The following is an 18,108-nucleotide window of genomic DNA, read 5'->3' as shown; positions in this document are numbered from 1 at the left end:
TTCGTAGGATTTTTCTCAACAGGCCTCAATTTCCGCCTCGGCCAGCCGAAGTCATCAGAGACAAATTGATTTGTCCGACAATCGTTCTGCCAATAATCCGCGAGTCATCTGCACTGCGTGGGCCTACAAGAAAAATCTGGAGCGCGGATGAACATCAAACAGAAGTTGACCTGGGCGTTTGCAATCATCGCCTGCTTGCCGGTGGTGCTGGTCGCTACCCTGGTTGTGCTGAACTTGCGCAGTGATGCCAAGGACAGTTTCGTCGACGGCAGTGGCCGCGAAATTCGTCAGGTCAGCAACGCCATGCAACTGTTCTTTGACGGCATCAGCCAGAACGTGGATTACCTGGCGACCCAACCGTTGATCAAGAATTCCGACGACAGCCTCAAGACTTATATGAGCGCCAACGCCGAGAGCATTCCTCAAGGCGAGATGGACAAGAAGGTCTTCGGCCTCCTTCAGGACCTGGGTAACAGTCACCCGTCCTACGCCTATGCCATCCTCGGCACCGCGGCGGGCGGTTATGTATCCTGGCCGGACGATGCGAAGCTGAGCAATTACGACCCGCGCCAGCGCCCCTGGTACAAGGCTGCCCAGGCCAAACCGGGCAAACCGTTCCGCACTGAGGCCTATTACTGGGCCCAGGACGACGCAACGTACGTCAGTACCGTGCGCACCATCGACAACAAATTGGGCACCCATGGCGGCGTGGTCAGCATCGACGTGACGCTCAAGCAGCTCACCGAAATCGTCAAACAGATCAAGCTCGGTGAAACCGGCTACCTGATGCTGCTGGAAAACTCCGGCACCGTGCTGGTCGATCCGAAACAACCGGAACACAACTTTAAAGCGCTGAGCAGCCTCGGCGATGGCTACGCGCAACTGGCCAAGGCCGGCAAAGGTCTGGTGGAAGTCGAGCTGAACGGCGAGCGCTACATGGCCAACGTCTGGCCGTCGGAGCAACTGGGCTGGACCTTTATCGGCCTGATCAAGCAGACCGACGTGATGAGTTCGGCCACTCAGCTGACCTGGCTGATCGCGATCATCGCCGCCGTGCTGGCCGTGTTCTTCGCCATCGTCGGCGCCAGTTTCGCCAGCGTCATCGTGCGGCCGATCCGCAGCGTGGCCAGCGGTCTGGAAGGCATCGCCCAAGGTGAAGGCGACCTGACCAAGAACCTGCAAATCCGTGGCAGCGACGAAACCGCGCAACTGGCCAACTGGTTCAACCAGTTTTTGGCGGCAATTCGCAACCTGATTCAGAGCATTGGCGGCGCCGCGACCAAGATCCTCGCCACCTCCAAGAGTTCGACCCAGGTCTCCAGCGACATGGCCGAAGCCGCCGGGCGTCAGCGTGAGGCGGTGGACATGGTCTCCACGGCGTTCCACGAAATGGTCGCCACCGCCAACGAAGTCGCGCGCTCTTGCAGCCAGGCGGCGGAATCGGCCGACAGCGGCCAGCGTCAGGCGCGTGAAGGTCAGCAACAGATTGATGCGGCCGTGACCAGCGTTGATCGCTTGAGCCAGGAAATCGAACAGTCGGCCCAGTCGATGCAACAGCTTGAGCGCGATAGCAACGACATTCAGTCAATCCTCGGGACCATTCGCTCGATTGCCGAACAGACCAACCTGCTGGCGCTGAACGCGGCCATTGAAGCGGCGCGGGCCGGTGAACAGGGTCGAGGGTTTGCGGTGGTGGCCGATGAAGTTCGGGCGCTGGCCAAACGCACGGCGGATTCCACGGCGGAAATCGACGGTTTGCTGGGCAACCTCGCCAAACGTACCAGTCAGGTGACACAGCAAATGCATGCGAGCCTTGAAGTGTCCCAGCAATCGGTGACGCGGATCGGTGAAGCACGCAGCAGCTTCGGGCTGATTCGGGAATCGGTGGACGTGATTCGCGACATGAACACCCAGATCGCTACCGCGGCGGAAGAACAGCATCAGGTGGCTGAAGACATCAATCGGCACATCAACCAGATTCATGGTGATGCGCAGTTGGTGGCGGAACTGGCGAACTCGGCGCGGCTGGATTCGCAGAGTCTGGCGGGGTTGTCGAATGAGCTGGATGGGTTGGTTCGGCGCTTTAGAACCTAAAGATCAAAAGATCGCAGCCTTCGGCAGCTCCTACAGGGGATCGGCGTACATCCTGTAGGAGCTGCCGCAGGCTGCGATCTTTTAGCGTCGTCACTGCTTGAACAATTCTCCCGGGGTAAACCCGAAAAGGCTTTTGAACGCCGCAATAAACGCCGAAGTCGAGTCATACCCACAAGACAGCGCGGCGTTGGTCACGCTGTCCCCCTCCTCCAGCAAACTCAACGACGACAGCAACCGCATCCGTTGTCGCCACCCTCGAAAGCTCAACCCGGTTTCACGCTGAAAGAGCCGCATCAAGGTCTTCTCCGACGTCCCCAACCGCTCCGCCCACTCCTGCAACGTCACATTCCGCTCAGGGCTTTCGATCAGCTCGTTGCACAACCCGAGCAACCGTTCATGGCGCGGTAACGGTAGCGAGAAGCCAACTTCCGGCAGATGCGCCAACTGATCCAGCAGTACACTCACCAGCCGCGATGCCTGGCTGTCGCCCTGTGGATATTCAACCGGCAGCAAACAAAAACTCTTGATCAACTCCCGGGCCAACGGCGTCACTTCCAGCACCCGGCAACGCCCGTCCGCCCATTCACAATCCTCGCGGCGCACATAGAGGCTGCGCATCTCGGCGCGCATTGAAGTCACCACCTGGTGTTCAAGATCCGCCGGAATCCAGATGCCCCACTGCGGCGGCGCAAAAAAACTGCCTTCGGCGGTGTGCACGCCGAGAACGCCGCTGATCGCGTAGGAAAACTGCACCCAATCGTGTCGATGCGGCGGCGTCCATGAACCGGCGTTGAGACTTTCCGCACGGGCATACAGCGGACGCGGCAACGCCCTCAGCGTCGGAATCGTCCGCTCGAGGGAAAGTTGTCCGTTAGTCGGCATTGATTGGCCTTATGTCGCAAGACGGCTGATGACGCCGACGTTAGGCTAAGTCACCAATTCTTACAAATGTATTCGGTGCCTGTTATGCATGCCTTCAAACACCTCAAACGCGTGGTCACCGACTGGTTCTTGTGTGGCATGTTGATCGCCACGCTGCTGGCGTATTTCTTCCCGACCTTTGGTGCCACCGGCGGCGGAATGCATGCTGAATACGTGATCAACATCGGCGTGTTCCTGGTGTTCTTCCTGCACGGGGTCAACCTGTCCAGCGAGCAGATCACTCACGGTCTGAAAAACTGGAAGCTGCACGTGATGGTCCAGGGTTTCACCTTCGCGGTGTTTCCGCTGATCTGGCTGCTCAGTGACAAGCTGCTGGGTTCGCACATTCCGTCACTGCTGATGCTGGGTTTCCTGTACCTCTGCGCCCTGCCCTCGACCATCTCCTCGTCCGTGGCCCTGACCGGCAGCGCAGGCGGCAACGTACCGGCGGCGATTCTCAACGCGAGCTTGTCCAGCGTGCTGGGGATTTTCCTGACACCGTTGCTGGTGAGTTTCGTGGTTGGCAGCGGCGCGGGCGGTATCGATCTGGGCTCAACCCTGCTCGACCTCTGCGCCATGTTGCTGTTGCCACTGGTGCTCGGCCAATTGCTGCGGCCGTTCCTGGGCAAGTTCTTCGCCCGCCACAAGCGCTACACCAACATCGTCGACAAGCTGGTGATTCTGTTGCTGGTCTACGCGGCGTTCTGCAATTCGATGGTCTCGGGGATGTGGCAAAAGCAGGGCAACAGCGTGATCCTAACGGCACTGATCGGCAGTGCGATCCTGCTGGCGATCATCCTGTGGATGACCACCCGCACCGCTCGCGTATTGAAATTCAGCCCGGCCGATGAAATCGCCGCGGTATTTTGCGCCAGCAAGAAATCCCTGGCCGCCGGTGCGCCAATGGCGGCGCTGATCTTTGGCGCCAACCCAGGGCTCGGGCTGATCCTGCTGCCGATCATGATCTACCACCCGTTGCAGTTGATCGTCTGCTCGGTAATGGCCGAGAGTTATGCCAACCGCAACCGGCAACTGGCCGCACAGCAAAGCGCCGCGATCCTCAGCGCTCAATAATCGCCGTAACCCCCTGGCCACCGGCGGCGCAGATCGAGATCAACCCTCGCCCCTGCCCCGCCGCATCCAGCAACTTCGCCAGGCTCGCGACGATGCGTGCGCCGGTCGCGGCAAACGGGTGCCCCGCCGCCAGTGAACTGCCTTTGACGTTGAGGCGGCTGCGGTCGATCGAGCCCAGTGGCGCATCGAGACCGAGGCGGGTTTTGCAATATTGCGGATCCTCCCACGCCTTCAGCGTGCAGAGCACCTGCGCGGCGAAGGCTTCGTGGATTTCGTAGTAATCGAAGTCCTGCAAGGTCAGGCCGTTGCGCGCCAGCAAACGCGGCACCGCATACACCGGCGCCATCAACAGCCCTTCCGCACCGTTGACGAAGTCCACCGCTGCCGTCTCGCCGTCACGCCAATAGGCAAGGATCGGCAGGCCGCGCTCCTTGGCCCATTCTTCACTGCCCAGCAGCACCAGCGACGCGCCATCGGTGAGCGGCGTCGAGTTGCCCGCCGTCAGGGTGCCCTTGGCGCTTTTCTCGAACACCGGTTTGAGTGAGGCGAGTTTTTCCAGGGTCAGGTCCGGGCGCAGGTTGTTGTCGCGGGTCAGGCCGAGGAACGGCGTCATCAAATCGTTGTGCCAGCCTCCGGTGTAGGACGCGGCCATTTTCTGGTGACTTTCCAACGCCAGTTGGTCCTGTTCGTCACGCGGAATGTTCCAGGTCTGGGCCATCATCTCGCAGTGCTCGCCCATCGACAGGCCAGTGCGTGGCTCGCCGTTACGTGGCAGATCCGGGATCAGGTGACGGGGGCGCAGTTGCAGGAACGTTTTCAGTTTCTCGGCCGTGGTTTTGGCGTGGTTGGCCTGCAGGAGGATTTTGCGCAGGCCTTCGTTGACGCCGATCGGCGCGTCGGAGGTGGTGTCGACGCCGCCAGCGATGCCGCATTCGATCTGGCCCAGCGCGATTTTATTCGCCACCAGCAACGTCGCTTCCAGACCAGTGCCGCACGCCTGCTGAATGTCGTAGGCCGGGGTGGTTGGCGACAGCCGCGAGCCGAGCACACATTCGCGGGTCAGGCTCATATCCCGGGAGTGCTTGAGCACCGCCCCCGCCACCACTTCGCCCATGCGCAAACCGTGCAGGTTGTAGCGTTCGATCAGGCCTTCGAGCGCGGCGGTGAGCATCGCCTGGTTACTGGCGGTGTCGTACGGCCCGTTGGAACGGGCGAAGGGGATACGGTTACCACCAATAATCGCAACGCGGCGCAACTGAGTCATGAAAAGCTCCTGATGAAATATCCAATTGTGAACACCGCCCCCTGTAGGAGCTGCCGAAGGCTGCGATCTTTTGACTCTGTTTTTTGGGATCAAGATCAAAAGATCGCAGCCTTCGGCAGCTCCTACAATGATCAAGCGTAGGCCTTATCTCGTGGATCGAACGACTAAACGCCATTCGTGGTCCACACTTTGAACCCCAGCTGCTGGAGCGCGTTCCATGTCTGACCGCTATATCGACTTCGCTAATTCGTCCATTGGCCATCGTTTGGTCGGGGCCCTGGGTCTGCCGTCGCCGGTTCGGCTGGAGCGCTGGCAAGCAGGCCGGCTGCGGCCTGTCGAAGGGGCGCTGTTGATCGGCGGTGGCCCGTTGACGGAAAAAGTCAGTGCCTTCGCCAACCGCCTGACCGACGCGATTTACAGCTACGGCACCGAGCCTTCGCTGGCCACCGCATGGATTCCCGGCCACGGCCCCAAACTCAAAGCCGTGGTGTTTGACGCCAGTGACTTGGTGCAGACCGATCAACTCAAACAGCTGCGCGCGTTCTTCCAGCCACTGATCAAAAACCTCGATCACAGCGCGCACCTGGTGATTCTGGGGCGCGCGCCGGAGACCTTGAGCGATCCGTTCGCCGCCAGCGCCCAGCGAGCATTGGAAGGTTTCAGCCGTTCGCTGGCCAAAGAGCTGCGCAGCGGCGGCACCTTGCAGCTGATTTATGTCGGCGAAGGGGCAGAGGATCAACTGGAAGGCCCGCTGAGGTTTTTCCTCTCGCCAAAAAGTGCGTTCGTTTCCGGGCAAGTGATTCGCTTGAACGCCTGCGACACGCAGGTGACGGACTGGACTCGTCCACTGGCCGGCCGCAGGGCACTGGTCACGGGTGCTGCACGCGGCATCGGCGCCTCCATCGCCGAAACCCTGGCCCGTGACGGGGCCGACGTGATCCTGCTCGACGTAGCACCGGCCAAGACTGATCTCGAAGCCCTCGCCGCACGCCTCGGCGGGCGCAGCATCACCCTGGACATTTGCGCCGAAGACGCCGCCGCGCAGTTGGTCGAGCAACTGCCCGACGGCATCGACATCGTGGTCCACAACGCCGGCATCACCCGGGATAAAACCCTGGCCAACATGACCCCGGAATTCTGGGACGCGGTGTTGGCGGTCAACCTCAATGCGCCGCAAGTGCTGACCAAGGCGCTGCTCGACAGCGGCACCCTGCACGACAACGGCCGGGTGATCCTGCTGGCGTCCATCAGCGGCATCGCCGGCAATCGCGGGCAAACCAATTACGCAGCGAGCAAGGCCGGGCTGATCGGTCTGGCCCAAGCCTGGGCGCCGCTGCTGAATGAGCGCGGCATCAGCATCAATGCGGTAGCACCCGGTTTCATCGAAACCCAGATGACCGCGCATCTTCCGTTCGGCGTACGTGAGGCCGGGCGGCGCATGAGTTCGCTGGGCCAGGGTGGCCTGCCGCAAGACGTCGCCGAAGCGGTGGCGTGGCTGGCTCAACCGGGCACCGGCGCGTTTACCGGGCAAGCCCTGCGAGTGTGCGGACAAAGTGTTTTGGGGGCTTAGGCATGATCATCGATTGGCACATACTCAACCGCGAACCAAGCCTGTCGGGACTGTACGTGCGGGCCGCGACGCGACGCAAAATCACCGGCACCACCCTGCCCGATTCGGGTTTGCGCTGCTGGATCAATGTCGATCCGAAGCGCCTGGCGGACTATCGCAAGGTCTGCGGTTTTGCCGAAAACGGTTTGTTGCCGCCAACCTATCCACACATCCTCGCGTTCGCCTTGCAGATGCAATTGCTGACGGCCAAGGAGTTTCCATTTCCGCTGCTGGGGTTGATTCACCTGCGCAACCGCATTCGCATCTTTCGCCCAATGGGCGGCGTGAATCGCGTGCGGGTCAGCGTTCAAGTGCAAAACCTTCAGCCACATGAAAAGGGCGCGACGTTCGACCTTGTGACCACGCTCGACGATCAGTTGGGGGCGTTGTGGGAAGCTGAAAGCCAGATGTTGTGCCGAGGGGTCAAACTCGAAGGCGAACCTGTCGAAGAAGTATTGGCATCGTCGCTGGAAATGTCGGAAGTGGCCCGTTGGAAAGCGCCATCGGACATTGGGCGGCAGTACGCCAAAGTGTCCGGCGACTACAACCCGATTCACCTGAGTGCCGTCAGCGCCAAACTCTTCGGTTTCCCGACGGCCATCGCCCATGGGTTGTGGAACAAGGCGCGTACCCTGGCGGCGCTTGCCGATCATCTGCCGGCGGCGAATGTCGAGATTGCGGTGCAATTCCGCAAACCGGTGCGATTGCCCAGTGAGGTGACATTGCTGGCCAGTGCGGCGGGGTCCAGTGGGGATTTAAGGTTGGTGGGTGCAGGGGATTTGGAGCATATGGCGGGGCATTGGCGGCCGGTTGCCTGACCCGAACGGTCCCACGCTCTGCGTTCGGCTCTTGGGACGCGGAGCGTCCCTGGCTGCATTCCGACGCAGAGCGTGGGAACGATCAATTCACTGCCAGCTCGCGCAGGGATTCGCCGTCATCACTGACTAACTTCCATGCGAGGCTGCGGAAACAAATTATTCAAAGTTTCCAACAACCGCACGTGATAAATCGGCTTGCGAAACAGGTCGAGCACCTGCAACCGCAACATGTCACTGACATCCTCCATGTCCGCATGCCCCGACGTCACAATCACCGGCAAATGCTGGCGGGACGTATGCTCGCGCAACCGCTTGATCAACGACATGCCACTCTCCTCCGGCATCCGCAAATCAGTAATCACCAACGCAATATCAGGATGGCGCGTCAGATGTTGCAACGCGAGTTTGACCGAGGTGGCGGTAAAGCAATTGAAACCCTCGCCCTCCAGCAATTCCTCCAATTCCAGTAACGCATCCTCCTCATCATCGACCAGAAGAAGCTGTTGGCGTGGAAGTGAGGGAGCGTTCATGGGCAACACCTGCAATGGACTAAGCGTTGACATTAGAACCGCCATGACAAGTTAACAAGCTGCTGGCATCAAGTAGGCGCCAGCACCGCCGTGATACTTTCAAAAATCCCCGTAATCGCATCAGAAATAGGTGTCATGAACGCCACCAGTGCAACCGCCGCCATACCCGCGACGATCGCGTACTCGATACCCGAAGCACCCTCGGTATCTTTGGCCAGGCCTTTGTAAAAAGCGATTTCGGATTTGATCTTCTGAGCAATCTTGGAAAAGGACATGGCAGTTCTCCTGAAAGGCGACGGGTGTTGCACTGTCGCAACATGGTTCCCCTTTGCCAGCATCAGCATTGTCGGCATTCCCCATACCCACAACTGTAAGAACGAATTATCACTAAAGTATTAGTCGCTTCGTTGACGCCAAAAAAGTCACGTTTTCGCCCTGGCGACTTACTTTCGTTAGTTATTTTCAGACCAGTAATGGCGTTTCGCTCTAGCTGAGCTACCTTCAAATAGCGAAATAGTTCCATGTTCATAGCTGCCTGATTGCGAAGTTGTCTCGGTGGATGCGACGAGGTCTCAAGCAGCAGGAAAGGGAGAGCCGTCATGAACAGTCGTATCACTCTGGGCCTGGCCGGTTTGTTTCTGGTGGGCGCCATTATTGCCGGTTACTGGGGCCTCACGCTGAGCCGCCAACCCGTTTCCGAGCCTGCCGTGCAACCCGCGATCGTCACGCCTGCACCCATCGCCCAGACGCCTGCCCCCGTGGACGACCCCTCCCGCCAACCGGTGGTGGTGCTGCTGCATGATGTGCCACCGTTCGTGCCGATCAGCGCCGCCGACGTGACCCTGGAAAAACTCCGTACCGTCCCGGCCGGCAGCCTGAGCCGCCTCGATCAAGCGATTGGCCGAACGCCCTGGCGCGCCCTCAGTGCCGGCACCTGGCTCAACGATGAAAGTTTCGAATCCGGCGGCAGACTGGCGCGGATGATTCGTCCCGATGAACGCGCCCTCGCCGTCGCAGTGGATGAAGTGATCAATGCCGGTGGGCAACTGACACCGGGAGACTATGTCGATGTGCTGCTGTTTCTGCGCATGGACAACAACAACCTTCAGCCGTCGGCGCAACTGGTGGTGCCGGCCTTGCGGGTGCTCGGGGTGGGCGAACAGATGGGGTTGACCAACGACGGCCAACCCGCAAGCCCCGCTCGCAACATCGAAGAAAAACTCCGGCAGGAACAATTGCGCACCAGCGCCCGCAGCGTCTTGCTTGCCGTCCCCGAACAACTACTGAGTCGGTTGATGCTCGCAGCCCAGGCCGGTGTGTTGCGCCTGGCCGTACGCAGCGCCGATGAAAAACGTCTGGCTCGTTACTGGGCCGGCGAAAGCGATTCATCGGCCAACCTTGCCAGTGCCAACCGTGAGTTGATCCAGTTCAGCCAACTGGCCATGACGCCCCCACCCAAACCTGTCGCTACCCACGGCGGCACCGCACCGCGCAAGACGAGCGTGGAAGTCATCCGCGGCAACGAAATCACCCAACAAACCCCCTGAATCGAGCAAGGACGCATCTAAATGCGCAGTCGTTCCATGCCCCTGTTTCAAGGCCTGCTCTGGGTCTCTTTACTGAGCGGCGTGCCGCTTGGCGTAACGTTCGCGGCCGCCGGCAATTGCGCCGCGCTGGGTTCGTTGCCTGCGGTGCTGGAAGTCAGTGAAGGGCTGCAACAGGAGGTGCAATCGCCGGTAGCAATCACTCGGGTGGCGTTGGGTGACCCCAAAATCGCCGACGTGCGAGTCAACGGCAATCAAGCGTTTTTGCTAACCGGGATGGCCCCCGGCGCTACCAGCCTGATGGTCTGGACCGCCTGCGCCAGTGCTCCGCGCCAAAGCATGGTGTTCGTTCAGGGCAAGGCCACCGCGGCGATGACCACTGCTACTCGGTTACCTTCTGATGACCCACTGCTACCGTCGCAAGTACAGACCGACATTCGTTTCGTCGAAGTCAGCCGGACCAAACTGAAAGAGGCCGGTACGTCGATTTTCGGCAAGGGCTCGAACAACTTCCTCTTCGGCGCCCCCGGTACGGTGCCCAACACGGCCGTGACGCCGGGCGTGGTGCCGCTGTTCAACCTTGATCCACGGATCGCGGTGCCCAGCATTCCGCTGCTCAACGACAGTTTCAACATTGTCTGGGGCGGTGGCAGCAGCAAATTCCTCGGCATCGTCAACGCCCTGGAAGGCAGCGGCTTCGCCTACACCTTGGCACGACCGAGCCTGGTGGCCCTCAGCGGGCAGAGCGCGAGCTTCCTGGCCGGTGGTGAAATTCCAATCCCGGTGCCCAGCGCCAACAGCGACAGCTACTCCATCGAATACAAGGAATTCGGCATCCGCCTGACGCTCACGCCGACCGTGGTCAGTCACGACCGCATCACCCTCAAAGTGGCGCCGGAGGTCAGCGAACTCGACTACAACAATGGCGTGACCATTGGCGGCACCACCGTCCCGGCGTTCACCATTCGCCGCACCGATACCAGCGTCTCGCTGGCCGATGGCGAGAGTTTCGTCATCAGCGGTTTGATCAGCACTCACAACAGTTCGCAAGTCAGCAAGTTTCCAGGCCTGGGCGATATCCCGATTCTCGGAGCGTTTTTTCGCAACTCATCGGTCAACCGCGAAGAGCGTGAGCTGCTGATGATCGTCACGCCGCACCTGGTCCAACCGTTGGCTGCCAACGCACAACTGCCGTCGTTGCCGGGTGAAAAGCTGCGCAACTATGACCCGAACTGGTATCGCCTGTACTTCCTCGAAAACGGCAACTTCGATAAACGCAGCGGATTATCGCAATGAGCCAGAGCCAGAACCTGAGCCAGACCTTCCTCGCGATCACGCGCAACAGCACCGACCTTGAGTGGCTGCAAGGCGCCCTCGCCCCGTTGGGCCAAGTGGTCAGCGCCGGCGGTGGCAGCCTCGACGAATTGCTGGCGCTGGTGGACGTGACCTTCGCCAGCGTGGTGTTCGTCGGCCTGGACCGTGAACACGTGGTGGCCCAAAGCGCACTGATCGAAGGTGCCCTGGAAGCCAAACCAATGCTGGCGATCGTCGCGCTGGGCGATGGCATGGACAACCAACTCGTGCTCAATGCCATGCGCGCCGGTGCACGGGACTTCGTGGCCTATGGCTCCCGCTCCAGTGAAGTCGCGGGGTTGGTGCGACGGCTGAGCAAACGCCTGCCGCCCGTGGCTTCGAACACCCAACTGGGTAGCCTGACGGTGCTCTACGGCGTGCAAATCAACGCCGACGGCGCGCTGCTCGCCACGCACATGGCGCAAGTGGTGCAGAAGAGCGGACAGCAAACGCTGTTGCTGGACCTGGGCCTGCCGCGCGGTGACAGCCTGGCCTTGCTCGGGCTGGAGAGTTCGTTCCACTTCGGCGATGCACTCCGGCACTTGCGGCGCCTCGACGCGACGCTGATCGACAGCGCGTTCACCAACTGCGCCGCCGGGTTGCGGATCCTCGCCTACGCCAACCACGATGAGCCGCTTGAACACACCAGCACCGCCGAGTTGTACATGCTGCTCAGCGCCCTGCGCCAACACTTCCAGCACATCGTGGTGAACCTGACTGGCCAGCCGGACAGCGAAGCGCTACGCACCTTCGTCACCCATTGCGACAAGTTGCTGTGGTACACCGATCAGAACGTACTCGACTGCCGTCGCAACCTGGCGGTACTCAACCTGTGGCGTGAAAAAGGCATGAAGCTCGATCACGCCAAACTGCTGGTGGACCGCTACCTGCGCAATGTCGCACCGGACTCCGACACCCTGAGCAAAAGCTTCGGCATGGAGATCATCGCGACCCTCGTCTACAGCCCGGAAGTGCGGCTTAACGCAAAGAACCAAGGTGTGACGCTGTTTGAACTGGCCCCCCGCGAAGCCCTGACTCAAAGCCTGCGCGCCCTCGGCGATCGGTTGGCCAAGCGCTCCGAGGGCCTGGCCAAGCCCAAGTCTGGCTGGTTCAACCGGTTGAGGGGTGCGCAATGAGCGGTGAAAAACTCTTCGGTGCCCCTGTGCGCACCACCAGCGGTAACACCGACCACGAAGGTCTGAAACTGGTGCTGCACCGCTACATCATCGACGCCATCGAGGAGTCCGGCAAAAACCTGCTGGAGGGTTCACGGCAGGTGCTCTCGCAGTTCGTCATCGACAAGGTTGCCGAGTACATCGCCCGACTGCACCTGGCGATTTCCCGCTATGAAATGGAGCGCCTGGCCGAAGAAATTGTCGACGAACTCACCGGTTTCGGCCCCTTGGAAGTGCTGCTGCGGGACCCGGCGGTGACGGAGATTCTGGTGAACGGCCCGCACCGGGTGTTCATTGAGCGCGACGGCGTACTGCATCAAAGCGACCTGCGCTTCATCGATGCGCATCACGTCGAACGGGTCATGCAACGGATCCTCGCGCCCCTCGGTCGACGGCTCGATGAGTCGTCGCCAATGGTCGACGCACGACTGCCCGACGGTAGCCGGGTCAACGCGATCATTCCACCGATTGCGCTCGATGGTCCCTGCCTGTCGATACGTAAGTTTCGCAAGGACATGCTCAAAAGCTCGGACTTGATGGCGATGCAAACCATCGACCAGGCGATCTTCGACTTTCTTCAGGAGGCCGTGGGCAAGCGCTGCAACATCCTGATCAGCGGCGGCACCGGCACCGGCAAGACCACGCTGTTGAACATTCTCAGCCAGTTGATCAACCCTCACGAGCGACTCGTCACCATCGAAGACGTCGCCGAACTGCACCTGGGCCACCCTCACGTGGTGCGTCTGGAAACCCGACCGCCGAATGCCGAAGGCCACGGCGAAGTGAAGTCCAGTGACCTGATTCGCAACGCCCTGCGGATGCGCCCGGACCGAATCATCCTCGGCGAGATTCGTGGCGTCGAAGTGGTGGACGTACTCACCGCAATGAACACCGGCCACGACGGCTCCATGAGTACCGTGCACGCCAACAACGCCCAGGATGCACTGTTGCGCCTGGAGACACTGGTGGGCCTGACCGGCCGCACCATCGCCGAACGGACCTTGCGGCAAATGATCTGCGCCGCACTGGATGTAGTGATCCAGCTGACGCGCATGCCCGACGGCCGCCGCTGCGTCAGCGAAGTGGTGGAGGTGATCGGCTTGCGTGATGACGTGTATGTCACCAACACGTTGTTCCGGCTCGACCGGCGCAGCGGTTTCGGATTCATGCGCGAGGCGGTCAACCCCGCCGGCGACAAACTGCGCCGTGAGTTGGCGCTCTCTCCCTCTGCGTACTGAAGGCCACGGCATGCTCAAACCGGTGCTGCTCATCCTCGTTTGCCTGGTCTTGCTCGGACTGTCGATCCGCCTGTTTTATCGCGGTTTGCGCCAGACCGGCACCGAGCGGGTACTGGGACGCCTGACCCAGGGGCAACCGCAGCCGGTGCTGGCGAAAACCTCCTGGGCGGGTCTGGATCGGGCCTTTCTGCGGGCCGGCCTTGGGCGTCCCTCAGAGCATCTGGGGGTATGCCTGCTGCTCTGGGCCTTTGGCATCTTGCTCGGATTTGCTACCGGTGGCTGGGTCGGCTTGCTGGGTCTGTTACTGCTACCGCCGCTGATTCTGCGTCTGTATGTCAATTGGCGTTATCAGCGCCGACTCCAGCGCATGATCGAACAACTGCCACAAATGCTCGATCACACCGTGCGCAGTCTGAAGTCCGGGCGCACCCTGGCCGATGCGGTGCTAGGCGCCATCGACGCCGCTGAAGACCCACTAAAAAATGCCATGGGGCGGGTTCAGCGCAACGTGCAGCTGGGGGTCAGCCTGCCGGATGCCGCGGCTGACCTTGCCGAGCTGTATGAGAAAGACGAACTTCGCCTGTTCGCGCTCGGTTTGAAGGTCAATCACCGCTATGGCGGCAATGCCAGCGAATTGCTGGACAACCTGATCAAGATGATCCGGGAGCGCGAGCAGGCTGCGCGCCAGCTCAGGGCCATGACCGGTGAAACCCGGGTGACCGCGTGGGTCCTGGGCTGTTTGCCGATTGGTCTGGCCGGCTATTTCCTCGCGACCAACCCTCATTACTTGCTCGCCATGTGGCACGACGATTCGGGGCAAATCATGCTCGCGTCCGCGTTCGGCTTGCAGGTGGTCGGCAGCCTGGCGCTCTGGCATATGTTGCGCAGCGTATGAAAGTGCCTTTGCTGATCTGCGCATTGCTGTTTCTGGGGGCAACGTTGTTGCTGCTCAGCGGTTTGCTGGAACACCGTCGACGGGTTCGCCAGGTGGCGCAACGACTCGACGGCAAACTGGCAAGCGACAACCGGGTAAATCAGTGGCTACAGCTGCTGGGCAGCAGCCGGATCGGTCAGCGCTCGGTCAACCTGGATAACGAAACCCAGGCATTGCTTAACCGTCTCGGCTGGCGCAGCGCCCGGCGACGTTCACTGTTCGCGGCGTTCCAGATAGGCGCTCCGGTGCTGGCGCTGGCCCTGAGTTTGCTAATCCAGAGCGTGTTCTTCCCTCAGGCAGACAACCACTGGATGGCCCCGGTATTCGCCACCGGCATAGGCTATCTGCTGCCCAAAAGGTTGCTGGCCGCTGCCGCGCAGCGTCGGCAAAAACAACTGGCGAGCGAGATTTCCACCTTCATTCCGCTGCTGCGCATCCTGTTCGAATCGGGCATGGCGGTGGAGCAGTCGCTGCGCGTGTTGAGCAATGAAGGCAAACAATTATTGCCGGCCCTGACCCATGAATTGCGCCTGGTATTGGCCCGGGTCGATTCCGGTCTGGAACTGGGCGAAGAACTGAACAAAGCCACCCGATTGCTGGCCGTCGACGAGTTCACCGACACCTGCGTCATCCTTCAGCAGTTGATCCATCAGGGGGGCGGTGCGATGAAATCCCTGCTGACCCTCAAGCAATTGCTCGATGACCGGCGCCTGACGCGCTTGCAGGAATACATCTCCAAGATGTCCGCCAAAATGTCCGTCGTGATGATGTTGTTTCTCTTCCCGGCGTTATTGATCGTACTGGCCGGCCCGGGTTTCACCGCCCTGTCCCATGCCTTTGGTTCTTAGAGGGATCGTTATGAAAGCAATAATTGCCGGTTTGACTCTGCTGTTATTAGGCGGTTGCGCGAGCAACGGTGCGACGCCCTGGAGCGCCCTGACCAACACGGCCAGTTGCGGCAAGCTGACCTCCGAGGAACAGCTATCTCTGAACCTCGCCGATGACATGGCCAATGACGGCAAACTGCACGCCAGCCTCGCCAACCTGCAAAGCCTGCCCGACAACCTGGCCGACGTGCGCCTGCGCAAGGCCAAGGTCTATCGACTGCTGGGCCGCAGCGAAGCCGAGCCGTTGTACCGCAGCCTGCTCGGCAGTTGCCTGGCCGCCGAAGCCGAACACGGCCTGGGCCAACTCGCCGCCGCCAAGGGCGACAACGGCCTGGCGCAAGCCCACTTGCAACGGGCCGCACGGCTGGCGCCGACCGACGAGAAAATCCGCAACGACCTCGGCGTGGTGTACCTCAACCAATTACGCGTCGAGGATGCGCGTTTTGAGTTTCTGACGGCCATGGAACTCAAGCAAAGCGATCAACTGGCAGCATTGAATCTGGTAACACTGCTGATCTACCAGGACGACTGGAGCCGTGCGGCCGAACTCGTCAGCCGTCTCGGCCTGAGCCCCGCCCAAGTCACCGAAGCCCAAGCCCGCGCGCAAAGACTCAAGACACCGAGCAAGTCCGGCCCGACCGCCGTAAACCAGGTCGCCGTCGCCACACCGGCGCTTCAATAAGGAGAGGCTTTTGATGAAACCGACCATCCTCTGCTGCCTCGGCCTGCTGGCCCTGCCCCTCGCCGCTCACGCCATCGACCCCGGCCCCGCTTCGGCCCAACAACAGGAAACCGAAGGCTGGCTGCAACTGCAAAGAAGCAACAAAGCGGCGTCCCAGAAGCCGCAAACCTCAACCGCGACCGAGCGCGAGCTGAGCATGCAGCGTTGGTTGAAAAGCTATCGGCATGAGATCCCGGAGTACTTTGATCAGTATGAGAGCGGGCAGGTGGACGGTGGGACGGGGGGGTAGTCTCGATCGGGGAGTTGGACGCTTGGGGCTAGCGTTTTGGGGCTGATTTTTTTGGGCCGGCATTCCGGGTAATGCCAGTCAGTTAAGCAATTCCAGCCGCGACAATCTTTGTAGCAGCTGCCGAGCCCGCGAGGCTGCGTTCGGCTGCGTAGCAGTCGTGAGTCCGGCTGACGCGGTATGCCTGACGTACCAAATGACTGATTTTACGACTGCTACGCAGCCGAACGCAGCCTCGCGGGCTCGGCAGCTGCTACAGATCGCGTTACGGCTTAACACATTCCAGGAGCTTATAAAAAAGTGAATCTCGGTCGTTACCGCCAACAAAAACCTAATGCGCAGTCACCCCCTGACGCAATCCAGAATGACTGGGTAGCAAAGCCAGCGCCAACTGCGTCCGATTATGCATATGCGTCAACCGCAAAACCTGCGACACATAAAGCTTCACCGTGTTCTCGGTAATCCCCAACTCACAGGCAATCTGATAATTGGTCTGCCCCTTCCCCACCAATCGCGCCACCTCCAACTGCCTTGGCGACAGCTGACTGAAAATCGCCGGAACCTCAACCCGATCCACAGCGATGACATCCTCATCAGTGGAAATCGATAACCGCTGCCTACGCCGAACCTTATCCAGATCCTGATACAGATCATCGATCGACTCGGCAAGATACTGCAGCTTCTGATCCAAATGCCCTAGCTGCACACTCTTCTGCCGGTCCTGCAAAACCACTGCCTGACGCGCAATCCCTTCGAGCAACTCACCCGGATTAATCGGCTTCTGGTAGTAATCGGCAAACCCGGCCCGCAAAGCCTTGATCACATCCTGCTTGTCCGCACGCCCAGTGAGCATGATTGCTTCAAACACACGGTGCTTGCCGGATAACCGTTGCAGCTCCTGGACCAGTTGAATCCCGTCCAGACCGGGCATGTGCAAATCGCAAAGCACTAGGCCAATCGCTTCGTCTTCATTGAAACGCTCGACGGCCTGTTTGCCAGTCTCGCAAGAAACGCAACGGTAACCGCTGCCTTCGAGAAGCTCACAAAGCTCTGCAGCAATCAACGGCTGGTCGTCGACCACAAGGATTTTTACTGCCGAAAAAAGCTTGTTCACGTGCGCCTCCCTGCCAGGTCAAAGTTGACCGCTCCTCTACAAACAGCAACAGACTGTACAACTGCTGAATTGAAAGTAGACGTACTTTCCGACTCTGTATAGAACAGGCGACTAGTGCAACCAGGCGAGTGTGAGCATCAGGCCCACCAATACGAAGGGTGCAAAGGGCTGTTTCTTTGACATTCCAGGCCCCAGATATCGAAGATGATTTCTAAGCCCTTGGCCCATATGAAGCCAGACTCTTGGCGCCAGCAGCAGCCACAGCACACTGGCCAATCCGGCACCGATGAACACGCCGAGCAGGTGCATGCCGTCCGTCGCCAGACCCAGGCCAGTCATCAGTTTCACATCGCCTGCGCCCAAGCGTCTCAGCGCATAACCGGGCAAGGTAAAGGCCAGCGCCAGCAAAAAAGCCCAGCCGCCCTGCACCGCCTCGGCCCCCAGCCAGGTAGTGCCCGTCCACAGGAGATACGCCAGCGCCAACACCACTGCGCCAAGGGTCAGGCCATTGGCGATGTGTCGTTCTCGAGCATCCTGTGCTGCGCATAGCGTCAGCCAGATCAGTAATACAAAGCTCTGCATCCG

Annotated in this window: 18 protein-coding genes and 1 pseudogene; 13 read left to right on the top strand and 6 right to left on the bottom strand. The window is 60.3% G+C overall.

Annotated features, from left to right (window positions below; translation table 11 throughout):
• Positions 1 to 147: 147 nt before the first annotated feature.
• Together ACIQU2_RS15980 and ACIQU2_RS15975 are read left to right on the top strand one after the other, a co-directional pair.
• A pseudogene (locus tag ACIQU2_RS15980) lies at positions 148 to 1,236 on the top strand (cache domain-containing protein); the annotation flags it as partial.
• Positions 1,237 to 1,326: 90 nt separating this feature from the next.
• Entirely contained in the window at positions 1,327 to 2,094 is a 768-nt protein-coding gene (locus tag ACIQU2_RS15975; protein ID WP_403142472.1) for a methyl-accepting chemotaxis protein, read from the top strand.
• Between the two features lie 90 nt (positions 2,095 to 2,184).
• Here ACIQU2_RS15975 and ACIQU2_RS15970 read toward each other — a convergent pair whose 3' ends face one another.
• A complete protein-coding gene (locus ACIQU2_RS15970) occupies positions 2,185 to 2,976 on the bottom strand; it encodes an AraC family transcriptional regulator (protein WP_403142405.1) in 792 nt (263 codons plus the stop codon).
• 84 nt (positions 2,977 to 3,060) lie between these two features.
• Between ACIQU2_RS15970 and ACIQU2_RS15965 the strand changes: the two genes are divergently transcribed.
• Positions 3,061 to 4,089, top strand: coding sequence for a bile acid:sodium symporter family protein (locus ACIQU2_RS15965; RefSeq protein ID WP_403142402.1), 1,029 nt, complete (start codon positions 3,061 to 3,063; stop codon positions 4,087 to 4,089).
• Here the strand turns inward: ACIQU2_RS15965 and ACIQU2_RS15960 are convergent.
• On the bottom strand, positions 4,076 to 5,353 hold the full coding sequence (locus ACIQU2_RS15960) for an acetyl-CoA C-acetyltransferase (RefSeq protein WP_403142399.1): 1,278 nt from the start codon (positions 5,351 to 5,353) through the stop codon (positions 4,076 to 4,078). The genes ACIQU2_RS15965 and ACIQU2_RS15960 overlap by 14 nt on opposite strands.
• Before the next feature lie 217 nt (positions 5,354 to 5,570).
• On the opposite strand from ACIQU2_RS15960, the gene ACIQU2_RS15955 reads away from it, so the two are divergent.
• A complete protein-coding gene (locus ACIQU2_RS15955; RefSeq protein ID WP_403142396.1) occupies positions 5,571 to 6,923 on the top strand; it encodes a 3-oxoacyl-ACP reductase in 1,353 nt (450 codons plus the stop codon).
• A gap of 2 nt (positions 6,924 to 6,925) precedes the next feature.
• Positions 6,926 to 7,780, top strand: a complete 855-nt coding sequence (locus ACIQU2_RS15950; RefSeq protein WP_403142393.1) for a MaoC/PaaZ C-terminal domain-containing protein — start codon at positions 6,926 to 6,928, stop codon at positions 7,778 to 7,780.
• Between the two features lie 119 nt (positions 7,781 to 7,899).
• On the opposite strand, the gene ACIQU2_RS15945 is transcribed toward ACIQU2_RS15950, so the two are convergent.
• Both ACIQU2_RS15945 and ACIQU2_RS15940 read right to left on the bottom strand, forming a co-directional pair.
• Positions 7,900 to 8,310, bottom strand: a complete 411-nt coding sequence (locus ACIQU2_RS15945) for a response regulator (RefSeq protein ID WP_403142391.1) — start codon at positions 8,308 to 8,310, stop codon at positions 7,900 to 7,902.
• 68 nt (positions 8,311 to 8,378) lie between these two features.
• The gene (locus ACIQU2_RS15940) at positions 8,379 to 8,585 is read right to left on the bottom strand and encodes a Flp family type IVb pilin (protein ID WP_403142389.1); all 207 of its coding nucleotides are present in this window, start codon (positions 8,583 to 8,585) and stop codon (positions 8,379 to 8,381) included.
• A 324-nt stretch (positions 8,586 to 8,909) separates the two neighbouring features.
• Here ACIQU2_RS15940 and cpaB point away from each other — a divergent pair, with 324 nt between their 5' ends.
• The 8 genes from cpaB to ACIQU2_RS15900 are packed head-to-tail and all read left to right on the top strand — an operon-like array spanning position 8,910 to position 16,412.
• Positions 8,910 to 9,857 (top strand): Flp pilus assembly protein CpaB, encoded by a 948-nt coding sequence (gene cpaB, locus ACIQU2_RS15935; protein ID WP_403142386.1) that lies wholly within the window; start codon positions 8,910 to 8,912, stop codon positions 9,855 to 9,857.
• Between the two features lie 21 nt (positions 9,858 to 9,878).
• Entirely contained in the window at positions 9,879 to 11,150 is a 1,272-nt protein-coding gene (locus tag ACIQU2_RS15930; RefSeq protein ID WP_403142383.1) for a type II and III secretion system protein family protein, read from the top strand.
• Positions 11,147 to 12,343 carry a CpaE family protein gene (locus tag ACIQU2_RS15925; RefSeq protein ID WP_403142381.1) on the top strand — a complete coding sequence of 399 codons (1,197 nt, stop codon included), beginning with the start codon at positions 11,147 to 11,149 and terminating at the stop codon, positions 12,341 to 12,343. The genes ACIQU2_RS15930 and ACIQU2_RS15925 overlap by 4 nt, the downstream gene beginning before the upstream one ends.
• Positions 12,340 to 13,620: a CpaF family protein gene (locus ACIQU2_RS15920; protein ID WP_347802885.1), complete on the top strand. Its 1,281-nt coding sequence runs from the start codon at positions 12,340 to 12,342 to the stop codon at positions 13,618 to 13,620. Before ACIQU2_RS15925 ends, ACIQU2_RS15920 begins: the two co-directional genes overlap by 4 nt.
• A gap of 10 nt (positions 13,621 to 13,630) precedes the next feature.
• Positions 13,631 to 14,515: a type II secretion system F family protein gene (locus ACIQU2_RS15915; protein ID WP_403142469.1), complete on the top strand. Its 885-nt coding sequence runs from the start codon at positions 13,631 to 13,633 to the stop codon at positions 14,513 to 14,515.
• Complete coding sequence (locus ACIQU2_RS15910) at positions 14,512 to 15,402, top strand: type II secretion system F family protein (RefSeq protein ID WP_403142379.1); 891 nt, start codon at positions 14,512 to 14,514, stop codon at positions 15,400 to 15,402. Before ACIQU2_RS15915 ends, ACIQU2_RS15910 begins: the two co-directional genes overlap by 4 nt.
• 10 nt (positions 15,403 to 15,412) lie before the next feature.
• Complete coding sequence (locus tag ACIQU2_RS15905; RefSeq protein ID WP_403142376.1) at positions 15,413 to 16,123, top strand: hypothetical protein; 711 nt, start codon at positions 15,413 to 15,415, stop codon at positions 16,121 to 16,123.
• A 13-nt stretch (positions 16,124 to 16,136) separates the two neighbouring features.
• A complete protein-coding gene (locus tag ACIQU2_RS15900; RefSeq protein WP_403142373.1) occupies positions 16,137 to 16,412 on the top strand; it encodes a DUF3613 domain-containing protein in 276 nt (91 codons plus the stop codon).
• 328 nt (positions 16,413 to 16,740) lie between these two features.
• On the opposite strand, the gene ACIQU2_RS15895 is transcribed toward ACIQU2_RS15900, so the two are convergent.
• Together ACIQU2_RS15895 and ACIQU2_RS15890 are read right to left on the bottom strand one after the other, a co-directional pair.
• Positions 16,741 to 17,523 carry a response regulator transcription factor gene (locus ACIQU2_RS15895; protein ID WP_403142371.1) on the bottom strand — a complete coding sequence of 261 codons (783 nt, stop codon included), beginning with the start codon at positions 17,521 to 17,523 and terminating at the stop codon, positions 16,741 to 16,743.
• Positions 17,524 to 17,634: 111 nt separating this feature from the next.
• On the bottom strand, positions 17,635 to 18,105 hold the full coding sequence (locus ACIQU2_RS15890) for a prepilin peptidase (RefSeq protein WP_403142368.1): 471 nt from the start codon (positions 18,103 to 18,105) through the stop codon (positions 17,635 to 17,637).
• Positions 18,106 to 18,108: the final 3 nt, after the last annotated feature.

Origin of the sequence: Pseudomonas sp. NPDC098740, assembly GCF_044760065.1 — a bacterium.
Lineage (GTDB): Bacteria > Pseudomonadota > Gammaproteobacteria > Pseudomonadales > Pseudomonadaceae > Aquipseudomonas > Aquipseudomonas rossensis.
Note: the sequence above shows the minus strand (reverse complement) of the source record. Positions and strands in the feature narration are given on the sequence as shown.